This window comes from Desulfoluna sp. CLI2B (assembly GCF_056847375.1).
In genome coordinates this window covers 4,068,695-4,094,296 of the sequence record NZ_CP186557.1, presented here as the reverse complement: position 1 = coordinate 4,094,296, position 25,602 = coordinate 4,068,695, and the positions used below count along the sequence as shown (strand labels likewise).

At 58.6% G+C, this 25,602-nt stretch carries 24 protein-coding genes; 10 read left to right on the top strand and 14 right to left on the bottom strand.

All coding sequences use genetic code 11. The features are described from left to right. Positions 1–221: 221 nt before the first annotated feature. Together ACOYW2_RS19135 and ACOYW2_RS19130 are read left to right on the top strand one after the other, a co-directional pair. Positions 222–404, top strand: coding sequence for a hypothetical protein (locus ACOYW2_RS19135; RefSeq protein ID WP_482419564.1), 183 nt, complete (start codon positions 222–224; stop codon positions 402–404). A gap of 27 nt (positions 405–431) precedes the next feature. Continuing rightward, on the top strand, positions 432–698 hold the full coding sequence (locus ACOYW2_RS19130) for a hypothetical protein (RefSeq protein WP_482767593.1): 267 nt from the start codon (positions 432–434) through the stop codon (positions 696–698). A 249-nt stretch (positions 699–947) separates the two neighbouring features. Here the strand turns inward: ACOYW2_RS19130 and ACOYW2_RS19125 are convergent, their stop codons facing one another. Next, positions 948–1,394, bottom strand: coding sequence for a hypothetical protein (locus ACOYW2_RS19125; protein WP_482767592.1), 447 nt, complete (start codon positions 1,392–1,394; stop codon positions 948–950). Continuing rightward, on the bottom strand, positions 1,391–1,789 hold the full coding sequence (locus tag ACOYW2_RS19120) for a (deoxy)nucleoside triphosphate pyrophosphohydrolase (protein WP_482767591.1): 399 nt from the start codon (positions 1,787–1,789) through the stop codon (positions 1,391–1,393). Before ACOYW2_RS19120 ends, ACOYW2_RS19125 begins: the two co-directional genes overlap by 4 nt. A gap of 674 nt (positions 1,790–2,463) precedes the next feature. Between ACOYW2_RS19120 and ACOYW2_RS19115 the strand changes: the two genes are divergently transcribed. Next, positions 2,464–3,216, top strand: coding sequence for a methyltransferase domain-containing protein (locus ACOYW2_RS19115; RefSeq protein WP_482767590.1), 753 nt, complete (start codon positions 2,464–2,466; stop codon positions 3,214–3,216). 316 nt (positions 3,217–3,532) lie between these two features. On the opposite strand, the gene ACOYW2_RS19110 is transcribed toward ACOYW2_RS19115, so the two are convergent. The 3 genes from ACOYW2_RS19110 to ACOYW2_RS19100 all read right to left on the bottom strand — a co-directional run bounded on the left by ACOYW2_RS19110 (position 3,533) and on the right by ACOYW2_RS19100 (position 6,828). After that, entirely contained in the window at positions 3,533–4,525 is a 993-nt protein-coding gene (locus ACOYW2_RS19110; RefSeq protein WP_482767589.1) for a sensor domain-containing diguanylate cyclase, read from the bottom strand. A gap of 239 nt (positions 4,526–4,764) precedes the next feature. After that, on the bottom strand, positions 4,765–4,998 hold the full coding sequence (locus tag ACOYW2_RS19105; RefSeq protein WP_482419558.1) for a MoaD/ThiS family protein: 234 nt from the start codon (positions 4,996–4,998) through the stop codon (positions 4,765–4,767). Positions 4,999–5,097: 99 nt separating this feature from the next. After that, positions 5,098–6,828 (bottom strand): aldehyde ferredoxin oxidoreductase family protein, encoded by a 1,731-nt coding sequence (locus tag ACOYW2_RS19100; protein ID WP_180140037.1) that lies wholly within the window; start codon positions 6,826–6,828, stop codon positions 5,098–5,100. A 546-nt stretch (positions 6,829–7,374) separates the two neighbouring features. Here ACOYW2_RS19100 and ACOYW2_RS19095 point away from each other — a divergent pair. From ACOYW2_RS19095 to ACOYW2_RS19070, 6 genes are all read left to right on the top strand, one after another. Continuing rightward, the gene (locus ACOYW2_RS19095) at positions 7,375–8,739 is read left to right on the top strand and encodes an MFS transporter (protein ID WP_482767588.1); all 1,365 of its coding nucleotides are present in this window, start codon (positions 7,375–7,377) and stop codon (positions 8,737–8,739) included. A 570-nt stretch (positions 8,740–9,309) separates the two neighbouring features. Then, a complete protein-coding gene (locus ACOYW2_RS19090) occupies positions 9,310–10,161 on the top strand; it encodes an ABC transporter permease (RefSeq protein WP_482767587.1) in 852 nt (283 codons plus the stop codon). 8 nt (positions 10,162–10,169) lie between these two features. Next, positions 10,170–10,997: an ABC transporter permease gene (locus ACOYW2_RS19085; RefSeq protein WP_482767586.1), complete on the top strand. Its 828-nt coding sequence runs from the start codon at positions 10,170–10,172 to the stop codon at positions 10,995–10,997. Between the two features lie 12 nt (positions 10,998–11,009). Continuing rightward, positions 11,010–12,356 carry an ABC transporter ATP-binding protein gene (locus ACOYW2_RS19080; RefSeq protein ID WP_482767585.1) on the top strand — a complete coding sequence of 449 codons (1,347 nt, stop codon included), beginning with the start codon at positions 11,010–11,012 and terminating at the stop codon, positions 12,354–12,356. Then, positions 12,254–12,640: an ATP-binding cassette domain-containing protein gene (locus ACOYW2_RS19075; protein ID WP_482771058.1), complete on the top strand. Its 387-nt coding sequence runs from the start codon at positions 12,254–12,256 to the stop codon at positions 12,638–12,640. The genes ACOYW2_RS19080 and ACOYW2_RS19075 overlap by 103 nt, the downstream gene beginning before the upstream one ends. A gap of 504 nt (positions 12,641–13,144) precedes the next feature. After that, positions 13,145–14,671: an ABC transporter substrate-binding protein gene (locus ACOYW2_RS19070; protein ID WP_482767584.1), complete on the top strand. Its 1,527-nt coding sequence runs from the start codon at positions 13,145–13,147 to the stop codon at positions 14,669–14,671. Between the two features lie 225 nt (positions 14,672–14,896). On the opposite strand, the gene ACOYW2_RS19065 is transcribed toward ACOYW2_RS19070, so the two are convergent. The 4 genes from ACOYW2_RS19065 to ACOYW2_RS19050 form a co-directional block, all read right to left on the bottom strand. Then, positions 14,897–16,261, bottom strand: coding sequence for a methyl-accepting chemotaxis protein (locus ACOYW2_RS19065; protein WP_482767583.1), 1,365 nt, complete (start codon positions 16,259–16,261; stop codon positions 14,897–14,899). Beyond that, complete coding sequence (locus tag ACOYW2_RS19060; RefSeq protein ID WP_482767582.1) at positions 16,192–16,566, bottom strand: hypothetical protein; 375 nt, start codon at positions 16,564–16,566, stop codon at positions 16,192–16,194. Before ACOYW2_RS19060 ends, ACOYW2_RS19065 begins: the two co-directional genes overlap by 70 nt. A 543-nt stretch (positions 16,567–17,109) precedes the next feature. Next, complete coding sequence (locus tag ACOYW2_RS19055; protein WP_482419546.1) at positions 17,110–17,712, bottom strand: hypothetical protein; 603 nt, start codon at positions 17,710–17,712, stop codon at positions 17,110–17,112. Positions 17,713–17,872: 160 nt separating this feature from the next. Further along, positions 17,873–18,262, bottom strand: a complete 390-nt coding sequence (locus ACOYW2_RS19050; protein WP_482767581.1) for a hypothetical protein — start codon at positions 18,260–18,262, stop codon at positions 17,873–17,875. 421 nt (positions 18,263–18,683) lie between these two features. On the opposite strand from ACOYW2_RS19050, the gene ACOYW2_RS19045 reads away from it, so the two are divergent. Further along, positions 18,684–19,238: an REP-associated tyrosine transposase gene (locus ACOYW2_RS19045; protein ID WP_482767580.1), complete on the top strand. Its 555-nt coding sequence runs from the start codon at positions 18,684–18,686 to the stop codon at positions 19,236–19,238. Positions 19,239–19,412: 174 nt separating this feature from the next. Here the strand turns inward: ACOYW2_RS19045 and rbsK are convergent, their stop codons facing one another. The 5 genes from rbsK to rbsD all read right to left on the bottom strand — a co-directional run bounded on the left by rbsK (position 19,413) and on the right by rbsD (position 24,646). Then, the gene (gene rbsK / locus ACOYW2_RS19040) at positions 19,413–20,339 is read right to left on the bottom strand and encodes a ribokinase (protein WP_482767579.1); all 927 of its coding nucleotides are present in this window, start codon (positions 20,337–20,339) and stop codon (positions 19,413–19,415) included. Positions 20,340–20,665: 326 nt separating this feature from the next. Further along, complete coding sequence (rbsB, locus tag ACOYW2_RS19035) at positions 20,666–21,544, bottom strand: ribose ABC transporter substrate-binding protein RbsB (RefSeq protein ID WP_482767578.1); 879 nt, start codon at positions 21,542–21,544, stop codon at positions 20,666–20,668. Positions 21,545–21,559: 15 nt separating this feature from the next. Then, on the bottom strand, positions 21,560–22,528 hold the full coding sequence (gene rbsC / locus ACOYW2_RS19030) for a ribose ABC transporter permease (protein ID WP_482767577.1): 969 nt from the start codon (positions 22,526–22,528) through the stop codon (positions 21,560–21,562). Beyond that, positions 22,525–24,030 (bottom strand): ribose ABC transporter ATP-binding protein RbsA, encoded by a 1,506-nt coding sequence (rbsA, locus tag ACOYW2_RS19025; protein WP_482767576.1) that lies wholly within the window; start codon positions 24,028–24,030, stop codon positions 22,525–22,527. The genes rbsC and rbsA overlap by 4 nt, the downstream gene beginning before the upstream one ends. A 256-nt stretch (positions 24,031–24,286) precedes the next feature. Further along, entirely contained in the window at positions 24,287–24,646 is a 360-nt protein-coding gene (rbsD, locus tag ACOYW2_RS19020; protein ID WP_482771057.1) for a D-ribose pyranase, read from the bottom strand. Positions 24,647–25,602: the final 956 nt, after the last annotated feature.

Here is a 25,602-nt window from a genome sequence, read left to right as displayed (position 1 = left end):
TCTCTTTATTCCATTCATTCCAAATCTTTCTTCTTTGCGGTCATACTTACCAGACTTCTCCCCGATTGAGCTGTTCTTGCAACAGTGGTCATTCGTAATGGTGCGGGCTTCCTTCTGTTTTCGAGGTCGGCAACCCCAACGACCTGCGCATCCTGCCTGGGTCGTTCAATGATCTCGTCGGCATGCATGTCGGCACAAGCGAGCCAAATGGAGGCAAAAAAATGAAAGCTCTCAAACGATGTGTGACCCGTTTTCTTGCTGTGGCCCTGGTGGTGACGGCGGCCACCCTGGTGGCCGGACCGGTTTCTGCCGGGTTGTTTGATTTTACGTACGGACGGGTCGCCGAACCGGGCAGCGACCTGTATGCTCTGGGCAACGAAGCCCTTGAACGGGTCGCGGGATAGCCGACTTCAACCAACGGCGAGGGCCGTGTGGTGGAAGTCCGGGCCAAGAAGATGGCGAGCGGGGATTTGCGCGTCACCAAGCGGCGGGTTTTTATCCCCAAGAATTACGTGGCAAAAAACCATGATGAAACCCTTGAGGCCGAGCAGACTTACAGCCGCCTTGAGGAGCTGGCCGAGGAAAGCCCCTGGGTTGGTGGGTATGCGTTGCTGCCCCAGAACGAGGGCTATGAAGCCTACAAGTTTGGGGTAATGGTGGAGACCGAGTTCAACAGGAACCACGTCTCGGACAATTGATGATAGAAACGTGATAACAAATAGACAAGGCGGACGCCGTGACAGCTCGTTTCCATGGCGTCGCCCCATGATCAAGGGGTGTATGACACGTTTTTCATGCACCCTTTTTTTATGCGCGGGGAGAGGAGACGATCCGTGGGCAGGCCCGGCCCCCATGGGGATCTTTGAACCGGCCCCTGAAGGCACCGTTGCCTTCAGGGTCGCACCAGAGAGCCGGTTTGCCGGGGCTCAACGGGGCAACGGACCGAGTCAGAACCGATTGCGAAGGGCCACCTGGTTCATGAAAAGGGGCCCCTCGGAGCCCAAGAGGGGGCGGCCGTTGCCATCGGTCTTCGGGACCAGGGCGTCGGTGGAGGAGAGGGATCCGGTGAGGATCAATCGCTCCCGCACGTCGGCGGGAAGGTGCCCGTGGAGGCGCGACCAGATCCAGGAGCCGATGCCGCGTCGTTTTAAAGCATCGGGCAGGGAAAATCGCCCCACACACATGAGGAGCTCATTCCGGTTGTTTGTGAACCAGCTCTGGGATTGGGCGTGGCGTCGGGTGGCACCGCCTGAAGACGGATCGGGGTAGGTGAGGGTGATGGTGACGCGGCCGTGGCCCTCGGAGGGCATGGAAAAGGAGAAGGCCACCTCACACAACAAGGTGCGCTGGCTTGCACAGAACAGGCGATACGGAATAGGGGGACTTTTTTTCACCTGGCTTGGGATTCCTCGCGCTGCATGTATCGTCTGGCAATGGGCAGGTCGGGCTCAAGGAGGTCGTAGGAGAGAAGGTCCCGGGGGCGTACCCAGTCGATGCGGTCATGGTCTGTGGGGGCAAGGTCCCCGGACTCCCACTCCAGCTCGTAGCCCAGCAGGCGGATGTTGGCGGTGCCGGTGTGGGCGATGCTCTCCCCGACGTAGGTTACGACCGATGTACGGATGCCCAGTTCCTCACGGATCTCCCGGACAATGGCCTCCTCCGGGGTCTCTCCGTCCTCAACCTTTCCCCCGGGAAATTCCCAGCGGCCCCCATGGCGGGTGCCGGGTCGGTGCCGCGCAACAAGAATGGTTCCTTTTTGGCGAATAAGGGCTGCAACGACGGTGAGCATGGGATGTTCCTTGTGGGTTCGGGTAAAAAAAGAAATGTACCCTATCAGCTCAACCAGCGGCGCGCAAGTCCTCCCGGGTGCTTCCTCAGGGCCAACGCACTTAGATTTTTGCCTCCGGAGGCCCTGTCGGGGGCCAAACTGTTGAAAAGTTAGATGAACAGGTTTTGTTTTTTGAGGGTGCGTCCCTACAAGGCATAGCTCTCTTCTTTTTTATTACCGGAGAGTTTTTGCGGAGCTTTTTTCAAAAAGCGACCCGCCGGAGGCAGCCAGGTTAAAGACGCCTCCGGCGGCCATGCTGGGGGCCAAACTTTTGAAAAGTTTGGTAAACAGGTCTTGCTCACTTATCCAGAAACCTTCGCGAATGTCCTCACCCTGAGGAACGAAGGGAAAGGGCATTCGCAACCTGGGGTCCAGGGGTGGCGAAGCCACTTAGGCAAAAATCCCCTGGCCGCCGGAGGCAGGCTTTTCTTGCCCACTTTAACCATAGAAGGCAACTGGATTGTTACATGCGTTGGCCCCCGGCGCTTCCTGGGGGCCCCTGTGTTTTTTTGGGGCCCTCGCCTCGACTTTGGGGGGGAATGGGTGTATCTGGAAGCAGGATAACCGGAAAGGATAGACCCCAACCCACAGGACAGGACCCATGGACGACAGCCACCCCAGAGAAGACCGAAATTTTGACGACCTGGCCGATCGCTTTGGGAACACCACACGCCAAGGCGGTAACCGTTTTCACCCTCCCCGAAGCCCTGCACAGGAGCCTGCCGGCCTACTACGACGGAGAACGGCCCCTGGAGATTCTGGATGCGGGCTGCGGCATGGCCCAGATGGGTTGCGAGCTGGCTGCAAAGGGGCATCGGGTGCATTTTTGTGATCTGTCTGAGCGGATGCTGGCGCTTGCGGGCACCATGGCCTCGGAGGCAGGGGTGACCGAGCGTTGCACTTTCCACCACGGGCCGTTTCAGGAGTTCATCAACGGAAAGAACGGGGCCTTTGATGTGATTCTCTTCCATGCCGTCCTGGAGTGGCTGGTGGAGCCTCAAACCTCCCTGGAAGCGCTTGTGAAAGCTCTGGCGCCGGGGGGATCCCTTTCCCTGATGTTCTACAACGTCAACTGCCTTATCCATCGCAACGCCATCCTCGGCAACTTCCGCAAGGTGATGTCCGGTGAGTTCGGCGGATTTTCCCGGAGCTTTACCCCCCTTCACCCCCTGGACCCTTCAGAGGTGGAGACGTGGGTGGCCGGGATGGGGCTTACCGTGCTTCGGAAAACCGGGGTAAGGGTGTTCACCGAATACATGCGAAAGGATGTCCTGAAGGATCGGAGCTACGAAGACACCCTGGAGATTGAACGGGCCCACTGCCGCAAAGAGCCCTTTGCCTCCATGGGACGCTATGTGCATCTGCTTTGTCGCAAAGAGGTGGAATAAAGGAACGACACGCATCATCTCCGGCGTAAGATGGGGCACCTTGAAACCTTGTGGCGAATGCATGGCGGCCGTCATCACACACATGTTTTCGGCGCACTCGCGTGGCCTCTGGAATCGGGTCACCGATTTCGTCGGTGGGCATAAAAAAACCGGCCCAACGGGTCGGTTTTTTCTGGCATCCATCCTGTTTTTGGCTAAAATTCCCTATTCCCTATTCCCTATTCCCTATTCCCTATTCCCTATTCCCTATTCCCTATTCCCTATTCCCTATTCCCTATTCCCTATTCCCTATTCCCTATTCCCTATTCCCTATTCCCTATTCCCTGTTTTCTTCTTTGAACCGCTTCTTGTCTTCAAACATGAGGGCATCGGATTCCAAAAGCAGGGAGTCGATGGTGTAAGGCTCTGAAGGCGTGCAGGTCCGGGTCCCGAAGCAGAAGGAGGGGGCCTTGATGTCGGGGTCACCTTCCAGGATGGCCTCAAAGGACCGGCGGATCCGGTTGACCAGCATGTCGGTTTCCGGCAGGGTTTTCTGGAGGGCCAGGAGCACGAATTCATCGCCTCCCATGCGGGCTGCGCAGTCTTCGATGCGGGTGGCCTCCATGAGGGCCCGGGCAAAGGCCCGGATGAGGCGATCGCCAGCCTGGTGTCCGGCGGTGTCGTTGATGTTTTTGAGGCCGTTGAGGTCAAAGAAGGTCATGGCGATGGAGAAACCGTTGCGGCGCGCCAGCTGGACCATTTTTCGGGCCAGGTCCATGAAGCCGCGGCGGTTGTTGAGCTGGGTCAGCTCATCCTTCAGGCTCAGTTCATGGAGTTTGCGCGTCGTGACCAGCTGGCTGAGGTCTCCGTCGATGACATGCTTCAGCTGGTGCATGAGCTCGATATACTCATGGGGATGGTCTGTCTCCATGGTGTCCATGGTGCAGAGGGTGCCGAAGACCGTACCGTCAGGCCACTGGATGGGAACCCCGAGGTAGGATTTGAACCCGTATTCTGTGAACTCCGGGTTGTCTGCCCAGCAGTCGTCGTGGACGGCGTTTTTTACGTACAGGGCTTTGTTCCGGGTGATGACATGGCGGCAGTAGATATTGACGTCCTGTGCCACTGCATCACCGGGTTTCAGAGGATTTTCAGGCCCCTTGTCCGCCAGCAGGGTTTCCATTCCCGCTTCATTGGCTTGTATCAACCAGGCACCGGGGGCTTTGTAGATGACGGCGATGAGGTCCACGAGGCGCTGCCACTTATCCAGAGGGATCTCCGGGGGCATGTGTTGGAAAAACGACGGCTGATCAAAGGGGGACTTGGGCATAACAGAATCTCCGGGTGCGGGTCAAACGGACGTTGCTGAAAAGACATACCAATTCAGGGCAGTATACCCTATTTTTACGGCGGCGTATAAACATTCGCGTAAAAATGATCGGGTCAGACTGGAATCGGGCGCGTGCATGGTGTTGATATGAATGAGCAAACAGGCAGGGCGGCATCCCGGGGACGTAAACAAAGAAATACAGCTCTCCCTGGCATACCTGGCAAGGATGCCCCCTGGGCTTACCCGCCACCCACCGGGGGGAAGATGCCAAGCCGGTCGCCGGCGCATAGCTCCCGGTTCCGGTCCGCGTGCCTGCCGTTGACAAAGATCAGCCGGACCTGCTCCTCCGGGAGCTTCAGGAGCTTGATGACATCGGCCACCGTGGTGTTGTCCGGCACCTCCAGGGTGCCGTCCTCACAGGTGCCCTTCAGGTAGGGCCGGAGCGTGGCAAAGAGTTTGAGTTCAAGTTTCATAGGCTCATCGTGTCTGTGGTGTGGTTCCATGGGGCCCTGACACAAAGAGCCGCGCCTTATGGATGAAGGACGCGGCTCTCCGGTTGTCAGGTGCCTCGGCTACCCGAAGGAGAGGGTTCCGTCGAGTTCGTCGTCGGTGAAGTCCCAGGTCACGTTGTGGGGCTCCAGGTTCTCCTTGAACATGGCGGGCAGGCGATCATCGTGCTTGGTGAAGCCAGCGGCACGGTTGAAGGCTTTTTCCGTCTCCAGGGTGTTGATGCCGATGGCCAGCACGTCGTCGGCAGTCAGGTTGGTGTCGTAGCGGGCGTTGATCATGTCCACGATCATGCCGAATCCCTCTTCGCTGTCCAGGACGGGGAAGGCCACAAAGATGCAAAGGCCTGCGGCGTCCAGGACGGCGGTTGCCACCTGGAGGTTTTTGGACACGTCGATGTTGCCCTCTTTTTTCAGGGCGTCTACGTCTCCGCCTACCTTGAGGATGTTCTGGCAGACACCGTATCCTGCGGTGTGGTCAGCCCCCATGGGGGTGGTGGCGTAGGTGACGCCCACGCCTTTGACGGCTCGGGGGTCGTAGGCGGGCAGGGCCTGTTTCTTGACCACAGGGATGCGGTCCACGCCCAGGGCCTGGCCGGTGAAGGCTGCGCCGTTGCCGATGATCTTGCCCACGGGGTCGCCGGTTTTCACCTTGTTGAGAAGGTCGATGGCCGCGGCCTTGTCTCCCCACTCAATGAGGCCACCCTCCATGGCCATGCCGATGGCCACGCCCGCGTCGATGGTGTCCAGGCCGATGTCGTCGCAGAGGCGGTCCATCTCGGCGATGGCGTCCAGGTCGTCGATGAGGCAGTGTGCGCCGAAGGCCCATACGGTTTCATACTCGAACCCGGAGGTGAGGTAGTCCCCGTTCTTGTCGTGGTAGGCCTGGGAGCACTTGATGACACAGCCCGGGTGGCAGCCTTCCTTGATGATGCCGCCGCGTTTTTCAATGAGCTCGGCCATCATCTCACCGCTGATTTTGTCCGCCTTGTCAAACCGGCCGCTTCGGAAGTTCTTGGTGGGCATGGCCCCGGCTTCGTTGACCACGTTGACGAGAATGGCGGTGCCGAATCCGGGAAGGCCTTCACCGGAGACGGGGTGGCTGGTGAGGAGCTTGGCCCATTTTTTTGCCACCTCGGAGAAGGCCTCCTTGTTGGCGGGCTTTACGCGCTCGCAGCCGGTATCGTCGATGACCATGGCCTTGATCTTTTTCGATCCCATCACCGCGCCCAGGCCTCCGCGCCCTGCGGCACGTCCAGGATTTCCCTTGGGGTCGGCCAGCTGGATGGAGGCGCCGGTGAGGCGCTGCTCCCCGGCGGGGCCGATGCAGGCCACGCCGACCTTTTCGCCGAACCGTTGCCAGAGGGTGGTGATCACCTCAGAGTTGGTCATGCCCACCAGGTCATCGGCGGGGAGGAAGGAGACCCCCTCTTTGGTGATATGGATCAGGCTGTAGTCCGCTTCCTCGGGTTTGTCCTCGATGACAATGGCCTGAATGCCCATGCGGGCCAGTTTCTGGGACACCAGACCGCCGGCGTTGCTCTCTTTGATTCCGCCGGTGAGCGGAGACTTGGAGCCCACAGACAGCCTGCCGGAGTTGGCGGCGGTGGTGCCTGAGAGCAGGCCGGGTGCGATAACGATTTTGTTGTCGGCACTCAAGGGGTGGCACGTCGGCGGGACCTCGTCCATGACCATGCGGGACGTCAGGGCACGCCCCCCCAGGAGGGCATACCGGTCGTCCGGGTCAGAATAGGAAAATTCTTTCCTCTTGGTGTCGATTCTGAGAATTTTGTTCATGATGCGTTCCTCTCCAAAGTAAAACACAATGAAAAAAATGATGAAATTATCATCTCTTCATGCATACCACAGCCGGAACACGGGATAAATAACAAAAAGCTAATCTGCTTGATTTTAAAAGGTATTTATGTGTATTGTCTGGAATGACAACGGCTTGACACCCAGGGTTTGACCGGGTGCCTGAAAAGGAAAAAGCGGGTTGTGCTCTTACAGGGAAGAGCATGCTCGCAATGAGGCTTTCGATTCCTGAATTTGCGATCCGTTGTAACGTCTTGGGAAGAAAAGGGATCCCTGGGATTTCAGTGGAGCACCTGCCTGCGCATGAGGGGGTGGGTTCCCCCGGCTAAGGCTTTCGGGTTGTTTTTTTCTTTGTTAACCGGGGATTGCCGATGGGTCGCCCAATTCCTGATAGTTTACAGACCTAAAACGGTGAATTGTATTTTGGGCTTTTGAATGTCTTGAAATGTTTGGGTAAGTTATTGTTATGGCGGCGTATTAACTTTTTTTAATCGCTTTTATGAAATGCCCGGGCAAGGGGGATGTGCCATGCATGATGTGCCGGTCAGGTCACCATTTTCCGTCAGAAACGTTCGTCTTTTCATCGCCTTTCGTGTTTTTTTTACCGCCCGTTTTTACTACCCCGTGTTTTCGATTCTCTTCCTTGACTTCGGCCTCACCGTTTCACAGTTTGCCCTGCTCAACGCCGTGTGGGCCGGCGTTATCGTGGTGTCGGAGGTGCCCTCCGGGGCCCTTGCCGACACCCTCGGCCGCAAACGCCTGCTGGTGGCCACCGGGGCCATGATGGTGGTGGAACTTTTTCTCCTGTGCGTGGCCCCCATCCGCGGCGGAGGGCTCCTCTTTTCTCTTTTTCTGGTGAACCGGGTCCTGAGCGGCCTGGCCGAGGCCTCGGCCAGCGGGGCGGACGAAGCCCTTGCCTATGATGCCCTCAAGCGAGAGGGGATGGAAGAGGACTGGGGCCGGGTGCTTGAGGTCCAGATGCGGGTTCAGTCCGTGGCCTTTGTGGTGGCCATGGTCTTAGGCGGCCTGGTGTACGACCCTGAGGTGATGGGGCGAGTTTTCTCTTTTCTGGGCCTTGCGATCTCCGTGACCCAGGACCTGACCCTACGCATTCCCCTTGTGCTGACTTTTGTCTTCGGGATCCTGACCCTTGGGTGTGCCCTGGCCATGTCCGAACCGGCCAACCCGGATCACACGGAGCAGCCATCCACGGCGGAGGCCTTTGCAAAGACCCTGGAAGCTGGGCGCTGGATTCTGACCACCTCCTTTGCCCTCACAGTGATCCTGGCGGGCCTGATTTTCGACGGGGTGATGCGCATGGTAATCACCCTGGCAAGCCAGTACTACCGGGTCATCGGCATCCCCGAAGCGAGTTTCGGCCTTATCGGTGCCCTGGTGGCGGCCCTGGGCATCGTGGTGCCCAGGATCTCCCGTCACCTGGCCGAGACCCGATCCCCACGCTACAACCTGATGGTGCTGGGAGTCCTTACCCTTGCCAGCCTTGCCTGGATGGCCTTTTTTCCCCCTTACCTGGGGATTGTTCCCGCCCTGGTTCTCTTCGGGGCCATGAGCATGGTGGCTTTTTTCGTCAGCCATTACCTGAACCGCCTGGCCCCATCTGAAACCCGGGCCACGGTGCTCAGTTTCAAAGGCCTGGCGTACAATCTCTCCTACGGCTTCCTGGGCCTGCTTTACGCCGTGATCGTCGCCATGGAGCGGCGTTCCCTTGTCTCCGTCGCCCCCGGGCTCTCCGGCCAGGGCCTCCAAGACCGCCTCTTCATGGATACCTTCTTCGTTTTTCCCCTCACCTTTGTCCTCCTCATGATTTTTTTCCTTCTTTTTGTTGTTGTTAAAAAAGACAAAAACGATTTGTCGCCGGGTGTGCCGTCGTGAGTTTTTGGGTGGAGAAGGTCGTCCTTGGTGGAGATGTGTTCAAGTGGTTTCTTTTTGAGCGTGTTTGTTCCTGCCTTGTGAATGAATAAACTTTTATGTATACTAAGTAGATTTTAAAAATCAATGTTTATAGTTATGGAGGCGACAAAATCTCCACGAAAGCCTGGGGAACAGTACCCGTCGTTGCGGTGTTGGGTCCCTCCGGTTTTCCTGCGTCCTGTTTCTGGGGCGGCTTGCGTGGATGGTTTTTGGGCCTTTGAGGTGTCTGTTCCAGGATCCGGGCTACAGATAAGCGATAAGGAGAAGTCCCTGACTTCCCTTTGGAAACCATAAAAGAAAGGAGAGAGAAGGTCCGGTGGATTCCGGGTCTTGTGTCATGCATCGACCACTTTGTTATGAAAAAAAGGGTGATGGATCGTGGTGGTCGTATGGCGCGTGTTATGAATGGTATTATCAACAATCCAATGGTAAGCATGGTGGCCCGGCGACTGGCCATCGGTATCGGGACCCTTCTGGTGATCTCGGTTCTTATTTTTGTCGGTGTGGAGGCCCTTCCCGGGGATCTCGCCAATGAGTGCTACTTTTGCCCTGGGCCAGAACGCCCTGCCGGAAACCGTAGCGGCCTTTCGCGCCGAACTGAACCTCGATCTTCCGGCCCATGTCCGATACGGGACCTGGCTGGCTGAGGTGGTCAGGGGAGACTTCGGAAACTCCCTTGCCAGCGGAAAACCCATCGCCGATCTCATCGGGTGGCGGTTCAAGAACACCCTGTTCCTTGCGGGGACCACGGCCCTGGTGGCCGTCCCCCTGGCGCTCTGCCTCGGCATGCTCGCCGCATTGTACCGGGACACCTGGATGGACCGGTTTCTCTCCATCTCCACGTTGAGCGCCATCTCCTTTCCTGAGTTTTTCGTGGCCTACATTCTCATTACGCTATTTTCAGTTAACCTGGCTCTTTTTCCCAGCATCTCCACCCTGACCCGCGACATGTCCCTGGCGGTGAAGCTGCACACCATTACCCTTCCCTGCATCACGCTGACCCTGGTGGTCCTGGCCCACATGATGCGCATGACCCGCGCTGCCATTATCAACGTGATGGACCTTCCCTTCATCGAGATGGCCCGCCTCAAGGGCATCTCCCGGCGACGGATCGTCTTTGCCCACGCCCTGCCCAACGCCCTGGCTCCCATCATCAACGTCATCGCCCTGAACCTTGCCTACCTGGTGGTGGGGGTGGTGGTGGTGGAGGTGGTTTTTGTCTACCCGGGGCTGGGACAGCTCCTGGTGGACTCTGTCTCCAAGCGCGATTTGCCCGTGGTGCAGGCCAGCGGCCTGATTTTTGCCGTGACCTACGTGGGCCTGAACCTGACGGCGGACGTGTTGTCCATGGTGAGCAACCCGCGCCTGCGGCATCCGAAATAGGGGGGGATATGAAACAGATTTTAAATACATTGAAGAGCATGCCGCCGAGCGCCCTGTTCGGGGTGGTGGTCATCGCGCTGAATCTTTTTGTCTTTTTGGTGGGGCCTTATGTGGCTCCTTACGGCGAGACGGAGGTGGTGGGGGATGTGTGGCTCTCCATGGGGCCCGGCCATCTCCTGGGCACCGACCATATTGGTCGGGACATGCTGACGCGCCTGATCTATGGCGCGAGAAACACCATCGGCATCGCCCTTCTGATCACTTTCATTGCTTTTGTCTCCGGTACGTTTCTGGGCCTTGCCGCCGCCACCTTGAAAGGGTGGGTGGACCAGGTCCTGGGGCGACTCGTGGATATCGTCATGGCCTTTCCTCCCCTTATTTTCGCCCTTATGGTGCTGTCTGTCATGGGCACTTCGGTGACGGTGCTGGTGGTGGTCCTCTCCCTGCTGGACTGCACCCGGGTGTTTCGCCTGGCCCGGGCCGTTGCCATGGACGTGGAGGTGATGCCCTATGTGGAGGCCGCCCGCCTGCGCGGCGAAGGGCTCTGGTGGGTCATGCGCCGGGAGATACTGCCCAACACCCTGCCGCCCCTCATCGCCGAGTTCGGCATGCGGTTTTGCTTTGTGTTTCTTTTTATCAGCGCCTTGAGTTTCCTGGGCCTTGGCTTTCAGCCACCGGCCGCGGACTGGGGGAGCATGGTACGGGAAAACGCTGGGGCCATCACCTTCGGGATCCCCGTGGCCCTCTGGCCCGCTTCGGTGATCGCCGTCCTGACCATCGGGGTGAACCTGGTGGTGGACTGGTTTCTCAACAGGCAGGGCAAATCAGCGCAGTAAAGGAGACAACACATGGCAACACAGAAGAAAGAGAAGAAAAACGGTCTGCTCACCATGACCGATATCCATATTGAAGGGGGCCAGGGGGAGCGTCGGGAGGAGATCATCCACGGCATCGACCTCACCCTCAAACGGGGGGAGGTGCTCGGGCTCATCGGCGAGTCCGGGGCGGGAAAATCCACCCTGGGCCTGGCGGCCATGGGGTACATTCGCTCCGGGTGCGAAGTGACGAAAGGCTCCATCGTCTTTGACGGCATGGACCTCATGGCCATGTCCCCGTCGAAGCGGAGAAAACTCTGGGGGCCCCGCATCGCCTATGTGGCCCAGAGTTCCGCAGCTTCCTTTAACCCGGCCCATACCCTGATTCGACAGTTCACCGAGGTGCCCCTCCAGCATGGTATCGCAGGAAAATCCCGTGCCGAGGAGAAGGCGGTGAAGCTCTACGATCGCCTCAACCTCCCCCAGCCGGACCAGATCGGGCACCGGTATCCCCACCAGGTCTCCGGGGGGCAGCTCCAGCGGGCCATGGTGGCCATGGCCATGGCCGCAGACCCGGACATCATCATCTTTGACGAGCCAACCACGGCACTGGATGTCACCACCCAGATCGAGGTGTTGGCCGCCATCCGGGACGTGATCCGCGACAAGAACACGGCCGCCATCTACATCAGCCACGACCTGGCCGTGGTGGCCCAGATGGCGGACCGGATCATGGTACTTAAAGATGGGAACCGCGTGGAGGAGGGGGAGGCCGAAGCCCTTCTGGACGCCCCCAAAGAGAGTTACACCCGGGATCTCATTTCCGTGCGCCTGGACAAAGGAAAAAACCGAAAAGGAAAGAAAGCCGGTGAGACGCTCTTGAAGGTCGACGGCATCACCGCCGGGTACAAAAAAGGGGAGCGGGTACTCAAGGAGATTTCCCTTCACGTGGAGCGGCAAAAAACCGTGGCCGTGGTGGGGGAGTCGGGCAGCGGCAAGAGCACCCTGGCCCGGGTCATCACCGGCCTTTTGCCCCCTTCCAAGGGGCGGATCCGGTTCGGGGGGGACCTGCTCAAGCCCAAAACAGCCCAACGGGACCGGGAGACCTTACGGCGTCTCCAGATGATCTACCAGATGCCCGATGTGGCCTTAAACCCGCGCCAGACACTCCTTGAAATCATCGTCATGCCCTTGTCTTCTATTTCGGTATGGACAAGGAGGCGGTGCGAGATCGCGTCTGTGAGTTGCTTTCCATGGTGGAGCTTCCCGAGGCCTACCTGCAACGCTACCCTTCCGAGCTTTCGGGCGGGGAAAAACAGCGGGTCTGCATCGCCCGGGCCCTGGCGGCTGAGCCCGATCTCATCATTTGCGACGAGGTGACCTCGGCCCTGGACCAGCTCGTGGCCGAGTCTGTGCTGACACTCCTTCGGCGACTGCAAAAGGAGCTTGGCGTCGCTTACCTGTTCATCACCCACGACCTCAACACCGTGAAAGCTATCGCCGACGAGGTGGTTGTGATGCTCAAAGGTCGCATCGTGGAGCAGGGCCCGCGGGCTGACGTCCTCAGCCCGCCCCACCATGCCTACACTGAAAAACTTCTTGCTTCCGTGCCGGAGATGGACACCGACTGGCTGGATAACTACCTCGAAGGGAGCGTGGCTTAGGGCAAAATAAACGTAACTATTCAGCCTGCCTCCGGTGGGTGCCAAAATATTTTAGGGCATAGCCCTTATCATAAACGATGGCTCGATACGCATGAACGCGGAGTCGGCCTGAAGCGTTTTCTTGGTACCGTTTTTGCCCGCAACCTAACCGGGTGTCGGGCATGTGAGGCAGGCGGTGCTTGCGCACCGCCGAAGGACCGCAACGGTTATGTAAAGCCATATCCGGGGTGACCAGAAGGAAGGCAAAGAGACTTTGGGCTTTGCAGTAAACGGGCGCAAGCGCACTACGGGATATCACATCACACGCTGTGAAGGTCCTTCCGGCTGTCTGAGGCAGATTGAGCTGAACCGTTACCTTTACTCATGTTTCAGGCGTTGGCTTTCGGCAGCGCCGTCAACCCCGGTGCGATACGCACCGGAGAAAGGAATCTGTAAAGACGTATGCATGCATTAAAGGAGTTGGAAACACAGTTGGAGAAGGGGCGCATCTCGCGCCGAGAGTTCATGCGACGCACAGCAACACTGGGGCTTGCCCTGGCCGTTGTTCCGTCCATCTTTCCCCTGGGGGCACAGGCCGCACAGGGACCCACGCGGGGAGGTCGCCTGCGCGTGGGCATGGGGGGCGCCTCCACCACGGATACGCTTTCACCCGCGGTGATGACGGACATGATGATCCAGACCCTTGTCTACGGGCAGCTGGGCAACAGCCTCATGGAGATCGACAACGAAGGGCGTGCCGTTCCCGAGCTTGCCGAGAGTTATGAAGCCTCGGCCGATGCCGCCACCTGGGTGTTCCGCCTGCGCAAAGGGGTGACCTTCCACAACGGCAAGACCATGACCGCCGATGACGTAATCCACTCCATCAACCTGCATCGGAGCGAGAAGAGCACCTCAGCGGCCAAGGCCATTGTGAAGCCCATTAAGAAGATCGTCAAAGAGGATGCCTACACCGTGCGCATGGAGCTTGCCTCCCCCAACGCCGATTTCCCCTACATCCTTACGGACTACCACCTGGTCATCGTCCCCGAAGGCCACGACGGCACCGACGGGATCTTCACCGGCGTGTATCGCCTCAAGGCCTTTGAGCCCGGGGTCCGCAGCCTCACTGTGCGAAATGCCGATTACTTCCGGGACGACAGGGGTTGGTTCGACGAAGTGGAGACCCTTGCCATCAACGACATCAACGCACGCACCAACGCCCTGAAAACCGGTCAGGTGGATCTGATCAACCGGTGCGAGCTCAAGACCCTTCGCTTCCTGGAGCGCACGCCCGGCCTTCAGCTCATCAAGCAGACGGGCTACAGGCACTACACCTTTGCCATGCACACGGACGCGGCGCCCTATGCCGACAACAACGTGCGCATGGCTTTGAAGCACGCCGTGGATCGTGAGCAGCTGGTAAAGACTGTGTTCCGCGGGTACGCCGTGGTGGGCAACGACCACCCCATCAGCACCGGCAACCGGTATCACGCAGGGGACCTGCCCCAGCGGGTGTACGATCCGGACAAGGCAAAACACTACCTGAAGAAAGCGGGGATGGACAACCTGAAGGTGGGCCTTCACGTGGCCGATGCCGCTTTTCCCGGTGCCGTGGATGCCGGGGTTCTCTTCAAAGAGAGCGCGGCAAAGGCAGGCATCGATCTGAACGTGGTGCGTGAGCCCAACGACGGTTACTGGAGCAATGTCTGGCTCAAGAAGCCCTTCTGCGCCGTCTTCTGGGGCGGGCGTGTTACCGAGGACATGATGTTCTCCACCGCCTATGCCGACAATGCCGCGTGGAACGACACCAACTGGAAGCACAAGCGGTTCAACGAACTCCTGGTGTCGGCCAGGGGCGAACTCGACGAGGCCAGGCGAAAGCAGCAGTACGGAGAAATGCAGCGTCTGGTCAGGGACGAAGGCGGGGTCATCATTCCGGTCTTCGGCATGGACATTGCCGCTGCAAGCAGCAAGATCGGGCTCAACAAGCCGGCGGTGAACTGGGAGCTGGACGGGTTCCGATGTGCCCAGCGCTGGTGGTTTAAGGCGTAATGATGTGCCGTCTATGGTCAATGTTTCTGGAAAAAGCATGCCTCCGGCGGCCCTGCCGGGGGCCAAACTTTTGAAAAGTTTGACAAACAGGTCTTAAAAAAATCATTCCAGGCTTCGCCGAAAGACATTCGTTATTTTTGCAGCCCCGCCTTTATTTTGATCGCCCCGAAGGGCGATCAAAACAAAGGGCGGGTGTATTTGGAAAGTTTTTTGCGGAGCTTTTTTTCAAAAAAGTGACCCGCCGAAAAGGCAAACTGAATAGTTACCGTTTTTTATATGCTGATGTGGGCGATCCAGGCGAGTGCCGATGTCTGCCAGGGCATCGGCGTCCCGTCCCACGGAGACGGCTGTTTGAAGGATATCCCGGGAGGCTCCGTCGATCTCCGAGATATCCCCTGCGATCTCCTGGGCGGCGATGGTGCCTTCGGCCAGGTTGCCGTTGACTCCCTCAATGCGTCCGGAGGTTCGGGCCAGGCGGCCCACAACCTCCCGGGTGGCGGCGGACTGCTGGTCCACGGCAGCGGCGATGTCGGAGATGATGGTGTCGATGTCGTGGATAATTTGAGCGATGTCTTCGATGCCCTCTGCCGTGATCCGGGTGGTTTTTTGCATGCCCGACAGGTGATCGTGGATGCCCAGGGTGGCTTCGGCGGTCTGCTTGGACAGGGCTTTGATTTCATTGGCCACCACGGCAAACCCTTTGCCCGCTGCACCGGCCCTGGAGGCTTCGATGGTTGCGTTCAGGGCCAGGAGGTTGGTCTGGTTGGATATTTCGGTGATGGTTTCGGCCACGTGGCTGATGTCCGTGGCCGATTGGGTGAGTTCCCGGATCCTTGAGGAAGAGGATCCGGCGGTGGATACGGCGCGTTCCGAAATGGAGCGCGCCTTTTTTGTTTTGGAGGCGATGTTGTCCATTGCAGCCTGCATCTCCTCGGTGGCCGCAGCCACCCGTGTGAGGTTGGCGGTGGCCTCTTCGGAGGCCGTGACGATGGCGCTTAAGGTGGCGCTCATCTGGGCCCCTGCCGCTGCAACGGTGCCGGAGCGGTTGGCGGTGCTTTCAGCGCTGCGGGTCATGGTACCGGAGATGGCGTCCAAATTGGCCGAGGCAGAGACCAGAGCGTCTGTCTCCCTGGACACCTCGCCGACAATGGCGTGGATGTTGCCCACAAAGACGTTGAACCAGTGGGCCAGTTTGCCGATCTCATCCCGGTTTTTCACGGGGAGGCGGACGGTGAGGTTGCCGTCCTTTGAGGCGATGTCTTCCAGCGCCCCGGAGAGCACCCGCACCGGCTGCACCAGTTTTTTGATGAGAACGCTACCCAAAAGCACCAGGCTGGAGATGACCACGATTCCCACGGCCAGGTTCAAACATCTGGATCGCGTGATAAGGGTTTGCTTTCGGTTTTTTTCCTGTGCTGCGATATCGCCTGTGATCGTCTGGCAGGACCGGGCATGGGCGACCATGACCGGTTCCAGCTCGGTTTTTCGCACCTGGTAATCCGGGGTGCCGTAAAGGGTGGTCAAATGGCGGAAATCGGTGATGTAGGCATGAATCTCCCCTGTTGCCCGGGCAAGGGGGGCCCGGTACACCGCAGGCACCGTGCGGCCTGCACGTCCCACAACGTCCGGTGGTCTTTGCAGTGGGCTTCCCATTTTTCCAGGGAGTTTCTTGTGTCCTTGCCATGGGCTTTGAACCCGCGAAGCTGAAAGTTTTTCTCCTGCCGCCTGCACTCCAGGATGCGGGTGTTCATTCCCTCCAGGAGTCCCAGGGTTTGGTCGATGGCAACGATTCCACCCATGGCCAGGTTGGAATGGATGCAGATAATGGACACGCCCACCGTTATACCGATGAGCAGGACGACCGCTTTTTGCCTGATGGTAAGCTGTTTTGGCATGTGTATCTCTCCCATGGTCAATCATCATTTCTTTCATGTCTCACGATTGACCAGTGAGCAAGTTGCATACCAAGGGCGGGCATGGCTTCTGCGGATGGAAGTGACGTGAAATAAGGGGCTAATCGAGGCGTACGGCATGTGGTCTGGGTGACTGCGGGATTTGTCTGTCAGGAGGATTGGCAGGGTGTAAAGATGAGCGGCACAGCTGTTGGAAAAACGCCGGGTGCAACTTATGAACTCATGTGATGGGCCTTACCCCGGGGAAGGAAGGGTGAGGCCAGAGCCAAGCTGGGGCATCGGCCCGTGTTACCGGAGACCGTGCGGTTAAATCGCCAGTGGGCACATAGCGACAACGTATCCTGTTTCTTCGACGCGTGTGAGCCAGCCCGCACAAACCATCAGCGTTTCTGTCGGGCGAAGCCCGGGCCGAAGGCCCTTGCGCTTTGGCCCGAGGAACGAGGGACTAAACGCAAGGGCAATCAGCTTTCGATGTGTTTTCGCTATCGTGGCTTCGCCACCCTCGCCGCCGGAGGCAGGGTATTCTTAAATCCAGCCCAGCCCCCCGAAGACGGCTGCGCAGGCAAAGTCAAAGGCAAGGATGGAGGAGACCACCTTGACGCGCTGCCGGTCGGTTTCCATGTCGTGGACCCAGAAGGAGACGACGAAGAAGGGGAGGTAGCCGATGAGGAAGATAAAAATGGGAAACTTGATGCTCCACCAGGCCCAGTCCCAGGTAAGGGCTCCGATGGCGTTGAGAACGCATTCCACCACCACGCAGGCCGTGGTGAAGAGGATGATGTAGAAGGATCGGTTGGGAACCCCCAGGATTTTTTTGTCCTTGTCCGCGGGAAGGCTCTTGACCGCGGCCACGCCCATGACCATGAACATAAAGAGAATTTCGATGTTCCAGCCGATGAGGATGATGTAGCTGGAGTCTGCCGGGGCACCCCACACCGGGGCGTATCCGGTGAAGTGAAAGACCAGGGCGTTCCAGAGTTCGTTAAAGAAATCCATGCCGATGAAGGCAAGTCCCGCCAGGACCACCTTCCAGTTTTCCTTGCCCATCTCCACGGAGTAGACATAGATCACGAGAAGAAGGATCGGAATAAAGATTGCAGTTGAAATGAGGAATCTGCTGGGCGGCAAGCCCCTGCTGAGCGGCCGGTCATAGGCTGGTCCTCCTTTGGTTTACTTCGTTATGTGAGAATGGGTGTAAGATATTCCATGGTTATCGGTGTTCAGGGTTGGGTGTCAATGAAAAAATGAACAAAATGATAAAATGTTCATTTTTTTCGTGCTTTTGGTTTCAGCCTTTTGTCATGCGAAGCAGGGTCCATTCCACGTGATGGGCGTCTTTGATGTCCACCGGGACCTTGCCCTTGAGGGTGGCCTTGAAGGCTTTTTTTTTCATGGGAGGGATGGTGCATTGAACCTTGGCGGTGCCCAGGGGCTCGCCAAAGACATTGCAGAATGAGATCTCGGCGGTGAGGGATATTTTCCGTCGGGTGGTGTTTTCAATAACCCCTGATGCCTTGGGCCGGTAGGTTGTTGCTCCAGAAGGCGGCGGGGTGAGGGCCAGGCGGTCGTAAGCCAGGTCCCGGTTGATGGTGCCCCGGGTAAAAAAAGCTGCGGCAGGGGATGCATGGATCATGCCGATGACAAGGCAGAGGGCCAGAACGGACAGGGCGCGTTTCATGGTGTCTCCTTTGATGTCGAAGGGGGATGTTGTCAAAAAAGGGGGGGATTGGGGGGAATGTGTTGTGATGAAAGAGGTAACATGAAGCGTGGCGCTGGGCAAGGGTAATGAGGTGAATGGTAGGGTGCGCTTGCGCACCGCCGAATGGCCGAATCGGCCATGGAAGCCGATGAGTGTGCAAGCCCCTTGATCCCCATGGAGATGGTGAAGGGTGCCGGTTTACCGGCCAATGGTGCGCAAGCACACCATATATGCCTCGTGTGAAGCTGATCGCTGTTGATAAATAATGTTATGGTGTATGAAATAAGATTGCTCAACGTTTAAGATGGTTATTGAAGCTTTGTTGGTTCTGTTTTTTCGGAGTCCCTGAGAAGGGAGCAAAAGAAAATAGACGAATCGTTGAGAGACAAAGGGGGGAGGAATGCCAAATTATCGACGCGAGAAGATCGCTGGCGCCACACTTTTTTTCACCGTGGTCACCCACATGCGTCGGCCGATTTTGTGTGAGGAACCTGTCCGGACGGCTTTGCGGGAAGGGATCGAGAGGGTGAGGACTGTTTCTCCGTTTACCATCGACGCGTGGGTGCTTCTTCCCGACCATTTGCATTGCATCTGGACCCTGCCGATGGGAGACGGGGATTTCAGCCTCCGGTGGGCAAAGATCAAGCAGCATGTGACGGCTTCTTGCGAAACCTGTTTTTATCGGGATGAGATGATGTCCGAATCGCGGTCGCGCCGGGGTGAAGGAACGATCTGGCAACGGCGGTTCTGGGAGCATCGGATCCGCGACGACCGTGATTTTGAAACGCACATGGATTATATCCATTACAACCCGGTGAAGCATGGCGTGGTCGAGGTGGTTTCGAGGTGGCCGTGGTCGACTTATCATCGGTACGTTGCACAAGGGGTGTATCCCAATGATTGGGGTGGGGCTGATATGCCATGTCATGCAGGAGATTTCGGGGAATCGGGGTAGCGTGACCGACGGCGTGGTGGGTAGGGTGCGCTTGCGCACCGCCGAAGCGGTCATAAAAGCCGATGAGCGTGTTGGCCTTTTCTGCCTTGAAAGCATGGCAAAGGGGTGGGTTTCCCGGGCATGGTGCGCAAGCACACCCTACATGTGCCGCGTTGGCCGACGGCTGGGTGGTAACTACCTTTGCTTTCGGAGAAAATCCTCGGCCTCCTTGCGCGTGGGAATGGAGGCCTGGGCGCCCATGCGTGTCACCGAGACGGCGGCTGCGGCGTGGGCAAAGGTGACGGCTTCGGCGAGTCGCTCGCCCCGTTGCAGGGCCGCCATGAGGGCTCCGTTGAAGGTGTCCCCGGCGGCGGTGGTGTCCACGGGGGTGACGTGGAATCCGGGGACCACGGCACCCCTGCCCTTGGCACTCACAAAGGCGCCTTTGGAGCCTAAGGTGATGATGGCCGTGTCCACCCCCATGTCGTGGAGGCAGGCGGCGGCTTCCATGGCGCTGGCGGCGTCGTGGATGGTGATGCCGGTGAGGGAAGCGGCCTCGGTTTCGTTGGGTGTGATCATGGTAAGGTGTTTTAGGAGCTCTTTGGGAAGGGGGCGGGCCGGGGCCGGGTTCAGGGCCACGGGAACCCCTGCCTTTTTTGCCTCTTCTGCGGCCATGATCACCGTTTCCATGGGGGTTTCCAGTTGCATGAGAAGGGCTGAGGCCCCTCGGATGAGGCCCAGGTGCGGGGCCAGGCGTTCGGGCGTCAGGCAGGCGTTGGCCTCGGGCGAGATGCCGATGCAGTTTTCCCCGCTCTCCGCCACAAAGATCATGGCCATGCCCGTGGGCATGGCCTCCTCGGTCATCACCCCTTGTATGTCCATGCCCTTGGCCTGAAAGGCATCCTTCATGCGACGCCCAAAGTCATCTTCCCCCACACAGGCGATAAAGGCGGTCCTCGCCCCGAGCCGCACGGCTGCCACCGCCTGGTTCGCCCCCTTGCCCCCGGGCACCACCCGATACCCGTGGCCCGTCACCGTCTCCCCGGGCCGGGGAAGTTCCCTTACCTGCAATATATGGTCGGCGTTGACACTGCCCAACACAACCAACGGCTTATCTCTCATCCCATATCTCTCCCAAGTATTGAACGTAAAAGCTGGCTTTCTATGGTTAACGTCGGCTCAAAAAGCCAGCCTCCGGCGGCCAGGTGGGGGCACCTGGAAACCCTGTGGCGAATGCATGGAGGCAGACACCATGCGAAGGCTTTCGGGGTATTCGCGTGGTGTGTGACATGTGGCAAACGTTTTTGCCGGAGAGGCCCATTTCATTCTCCTGAAAGCCCAGTGAAGAACACCGGGGATTCGTTCCAAGTCATTCACAAAACCTGTTTGTCAAACTTTTCAAAAGTTTGGCCCCCGGCAGGGCCGCCGGAGGCCTGCTTTTGTTTTTTTTACTCCGTAATGACCTTCAATGGCACGGGGATGTACGGATCCACGGCGTTGCCCTTGAGAACGCCGACAGCGGTTTCCACGCCCAGGGCGCCGATGAGGGCGGGTTGCTGGGCGATGGTGGCGGCCATGTCGCCGCGTTGGACGGCTTTGATGCCGTCTTCGGTGCCGTCAAAGCCCACGACCAGGGCTTTTTTATTGGCTGCCTGGAGGGCGCGGATGGCGCCCAGGGCCATTTCATCGTTTTGGGCGAAGACGGCCTGGACATCGCCGTGGGCGGCCAGGAGGTTCTCCATGACGTTGAGGCCTTTGGTGCGGTCGAAGTCAGCGGGCTGGCTGGCGATGATGATGAGCCCGTTGGCTTTGGCGGATGTGAGGAACCCTTTGCCGCGGTCCCGGGCGGCGGAGGTGCCTGCCAGGCCTTCGAGCTGGATCACCTTGGCCCCTTTGCCCAGTCTGGCTGTGATGAAGTCACCTGCCATGGCGCCCCCCTGGACGTTGTCCGAGGCGATGTGGCTGGCTACCTTGCCCCGGCTGGTGCCCCGGTCAAGGGTGAGGACAGGGATCTTGGTCCTGTTGATCATGCGGATGGCGTTGGAGACTGCATCGGAGTCCGTGGGGTTGATGAGGATGGCCTTGACGCCCCGGACCGAGAGGTCCTCCACGTTGGCCAGCTCTTTACTGGGATCGTTCTGGGAATCCAGCACGATGAGTGAGACGCCCAGCTCGGCGGCTTTTTTCTCTGCCCCGTCTTTCATGGTGACGAAGAACGGGTTGTTGAGGGTGGAGACCACCAGGGCCAGGGTGTCTTTGGCCATGGCCGGGGCAGAGATCCCCAGCACCACGATAAGGGCTGTGATCAAACCGGTTGTTTTTTTCATGATCGAACTCCTTGGTCATGATGTTTTACTGCGGGTATCCACCAGCACGGCCAGGAGGATCACCACGGCTTTGGCGATCATCTGGTAGTAGGAGGAGACGTCCAGCAGGTTGAGGGAGTTGTTGAGGAACCCGATGATGAGGGCGCCGATGAGGGTTCCCATGATGGTGCCTTTGCCTCCCATGAGGCTGGTGCCGCCCAGGACCACGGCGGCGATGGCGTCCAGTTCGTAGCCTGCTCCTGCGGTGGGTTGTGCAGACGAGAGGCGGGAGGTGATGATGAGTCCGGCAAGAGCGGCGAGGAAGCCGCAGATGGCGTAGACCGTGGTCTTGACGCGGTCGGTGTTGATTCCGGAGAGGCGTGTTGCTTCTTCGTTTCCGCCCAGGGCGTAGATGTAGCGGCCCAGGCGTGTGTGGTTGAGGAGGTACCAGGCCAGGCCGAAGGTGGCGGCCATGATCCAGACGGGAACCGGGATGCCTAATAGGTAGCCGGTGCCGATGACGGCAAAGGCGTCGGCGGTGTCTGTAAAGCCGGTGGAGATGGGGCGTCCGTCGGTATAGACGAGGGTGAGGCCCCGGACCAGGGTCATGGCCACGAGGGTGGCGATGAAGGCCTGGACCCGGCCTTTGGCGATGATGATGCCGCTGGCGGCTCCCACGGCATGGGCGGCCGCCACGCAGAGGGCCACGGGAAGTTCCATGGCGATGAGGCGGGCTCCCACGGCGCCTGAAAGGGCCAGGATGGAGCCCACGGACAGGTCGATGCCCGCGGTGAGGATCACCAGGGTCATGCCCACGGCCATGATGGCGTTGACGGCGGTCTGGCGCAGGATGTTGAGGAGGTTTGCCGCGGTAAAGAAGTTGGGGCTTAAAAAGGAGACGATGACGATCATCACCAGAAGGGCGATGAGGGACTTCTGTTCGATGATCCGCTCTTTCAAGGTTCGTCGCCCGCCTGTGGGGGCCTTTGATTCGTTGGAGGTCATGGGGCGTCGGTCTCCATGCGGCCCACGGCGCAGGCCATGATGTGTTCCTGGGTGGCGTCTTCCGCGTTGAACTCGCCGGTGACGCGGCCCTGGTGCATCACGATGATGCGATCACTCATGCCGAGGATTTCGGGCATCTCCGAGGAGATGAGGAGGATGCTCATTCCCTTTTCTTTAAAGGTGTTGATGAGCTGGTAGATCTCTTTTTTTGCGCCCACGTCCACGCCCCGGGTGGGCTCGTCCAGAATGAGCACCTTGGGGCGCGTCATGAGGCCTTTGGCGATGGCCACCTTCTGCTGGTTGCCGCCGGAAAGGTTGCCCACGGCCTGGTTCCGGCTCGGGGTTTTGACGGCAAAGCTATGGATGAAGTCGTCCACGGCCCGGCGCTCTTCGTCGTGGTCGAGGTTTCCCATGGGGGTGCTGAAGGTCTGGAGGGCGGCCAGGGTCATGTTCTCTTTGACGCTGAGCATGGCCACCAGGCCGTCTGCTTTGCGGTCTTCGCTGATGTAGGCGATACCTGCGTCGATGGCGTCTTTGGGGCTTTTGATCTCAAGGGGAGCCCCGAAGAGGCGGATGGTGCCCCGGGTGACGGGGCTGGCACCGATGACGGCCCGCATGAGTTCGGTGCGGCCCGAGCCCATGAGCCCGGCCACCCCCAGGATTTCGCCGCGCTTTACGGAAAAGGTGGCCCCGTTGACCCCGTGGGCTGCAAGGTCGGTGACCGTCAGGCTTGTTTCCTGTGGGGTTGTGTGGACCCTGGGATACTGCTCGTCTAAGCGGCGGCCCACCATCATCTCGATGAGGGACTCTTCGTTAATGTCCGACACGGGGCGCTCTGCGATGAATTTTCCGTCCCGGAGCACGGTGACGTCGTCGCAGATTGCGAAAATTTCGGCCAGGCGATGGGAGATGTAGACGATGCCCCGGCCTCCGGCCTTGAGTTCTTCGATGACGGCAAAGAGGGCCTCGGTTTCCGTGTCGGTGAGGGCGTCGGTGGGTTCGTCCATGATGATGACCCTGGACTCAAAGGACAGGGCCTTGGCGATCTCCACCATCTGCTGAGCTCCGATGCCCAGGGTACCCAGGCGGGTTTTGGCGTTGTGGGGCACACCGAGCTTTGCCAGGAGGCGGTCTGCCTCGGTGTACATCTCGCGCCAGAGAATCCGCCCGAAGCGGGATGTTTTTTCCCTTCCCAGAAAGATGTTTTCCGCGATGGTGAGTTCCGGCAGGAGGTTGAGTTCCTGATGGATGATACCGATGCCCGCTTCCTGGGAGTGCCTGGGGCCGGGGAAGGCGACCTCTTTGCCGTCGTATGTGATTTTGCCTGCGTCGGCCCGGTAGATACCGGTGAGCACCTTCATGAGGGTGGATTTTCCTGCGCCGTTTTCCCCCACCAGGGCCATGACGCGGCCGGGGGTGACGGTGAGGTTCACACCGTCCAGGGCCTTGACGCCGGGAAAGCTCTTTTCGATACCCGAAAGGTGCAGGATGGGTTGGGGCATGGGATCGCTCCAAACATGTCATCGGGTTGAACACATGGGATACACCTGGCCTTCGTGTGGGAACACCGGGATCAGGGTATGGGAGCAAGGGGGGGGGGGATGCGTATCGGGTCAGGCGTCAATTACAGTATGATTTGAGCATACCACATTTCGGCTTGTTTTAAAGGAACGCAAGCCCCGGGTACCGTCCGCTGCTGCGGATCCGAGACAAGGTCACCGGGGCTTGCGTCAAGGACTGTGGCGTGTTCCGTTGATTTTAAAATCGGACCCCGGCCTTGAGGATCACGTTGGCGTACGGGGTAAACTCCCCGGTGCGCACCACGGCCCGACACCGTTTGGTGGCAAGCTTGAAGGCCTCGTGGCGAACGGCAAGGATGGGGATTTCCCTGCCCTGGGCCTCTTCTTCTTCTTTGAGGATAGCCATAAAGGCGTCGTGGAGCTCCGGGCTTTTTTCGGGGAACTCTTCGGCCATCTCCACCGAGTCCAGGGTCATTTCCGAGAGCACGGCCTTGACGGTGTCGATGAACGAGGGGATGCCGCGGCTTAAGGCCAGGTCGATGCGCCGGGTCTCGGCGGGGATGGGCAGCCCTGCGTCGCAGACACAGAGTCCGTCCAGGTGTCCGATGATTTCGCCTTATGGCGCTGGCGAGTTCCGAGTTGATGAGTGTGCCTTTTTTCATGAAAAAAAATCCCAGTTTATTCCGTTTTATGTCTGCGTCTGTGCCTTTGTCGGGGGTATTGATCCTCAAAAAAGGCACCGGGCGATTTTGCCATGGCGGGCGAAGCCTTACGGGTGCCCGCAGGGCCTTTACGATGAATGCAACAACTCCCTGATCACTGATTTTAGTTCAATGTATCAGACAGGGAACCTTTTGCGCAAACGGTTCCCTGTGTACCTGCTTCCGGAGGGCGATGGGATGCCTTGCGTTTTCTCGCTTCGATTTTCCTCACACACGATTTGAGATCTCCTTTTCAACAAAGGGGGATACCGGCTGGAGCCATGACATTTTTTCATTGATCCCTGTGCTGTCACCCAGTGGGGTGTCCGATGCGTTTGTAAACAATTTTCACGGCCCGGATTGGTTTCGCAGAGCATCATATGGCGGGGCTTTTTGGGGCCGGAATGTTGCAAACCGAAAAGGTTTGGTTCCTCTTTGTGAGCGGTGCGGGGTTTCTTGTCAACCATCGGTGATCAGAAGGGAAAATCGCATCGACGTTTTTGTGGGGTGGATGTTCATATTCGAAAATTAAGGCAATGTAAAGTGTTTTTCATTTATCTATGGTATCAGCGGAATTTATCGGGTTTGCCCTTGACTAATGGCCTGATTTTTACATTGATGGATCTTCGTCGGAATCTATGGTGGTGATAACACATCGCTTTTCAGTAAGTAATCGCATTTGCTTTTGCTGTTGGGTGAAGTGAGTAAAAAAAGGAAAACGTCGTTTCGGGTTTTTGTCAGGCACACTCTCATCCCGCAGCATGTTCCACAGGCTTGCCCCGTGCCGGGGGGACCTCCCGGTTTCTCCCGCTTTGTCGACGTACGCCCTTCCCACGGGTGCCCATGCGCCCCC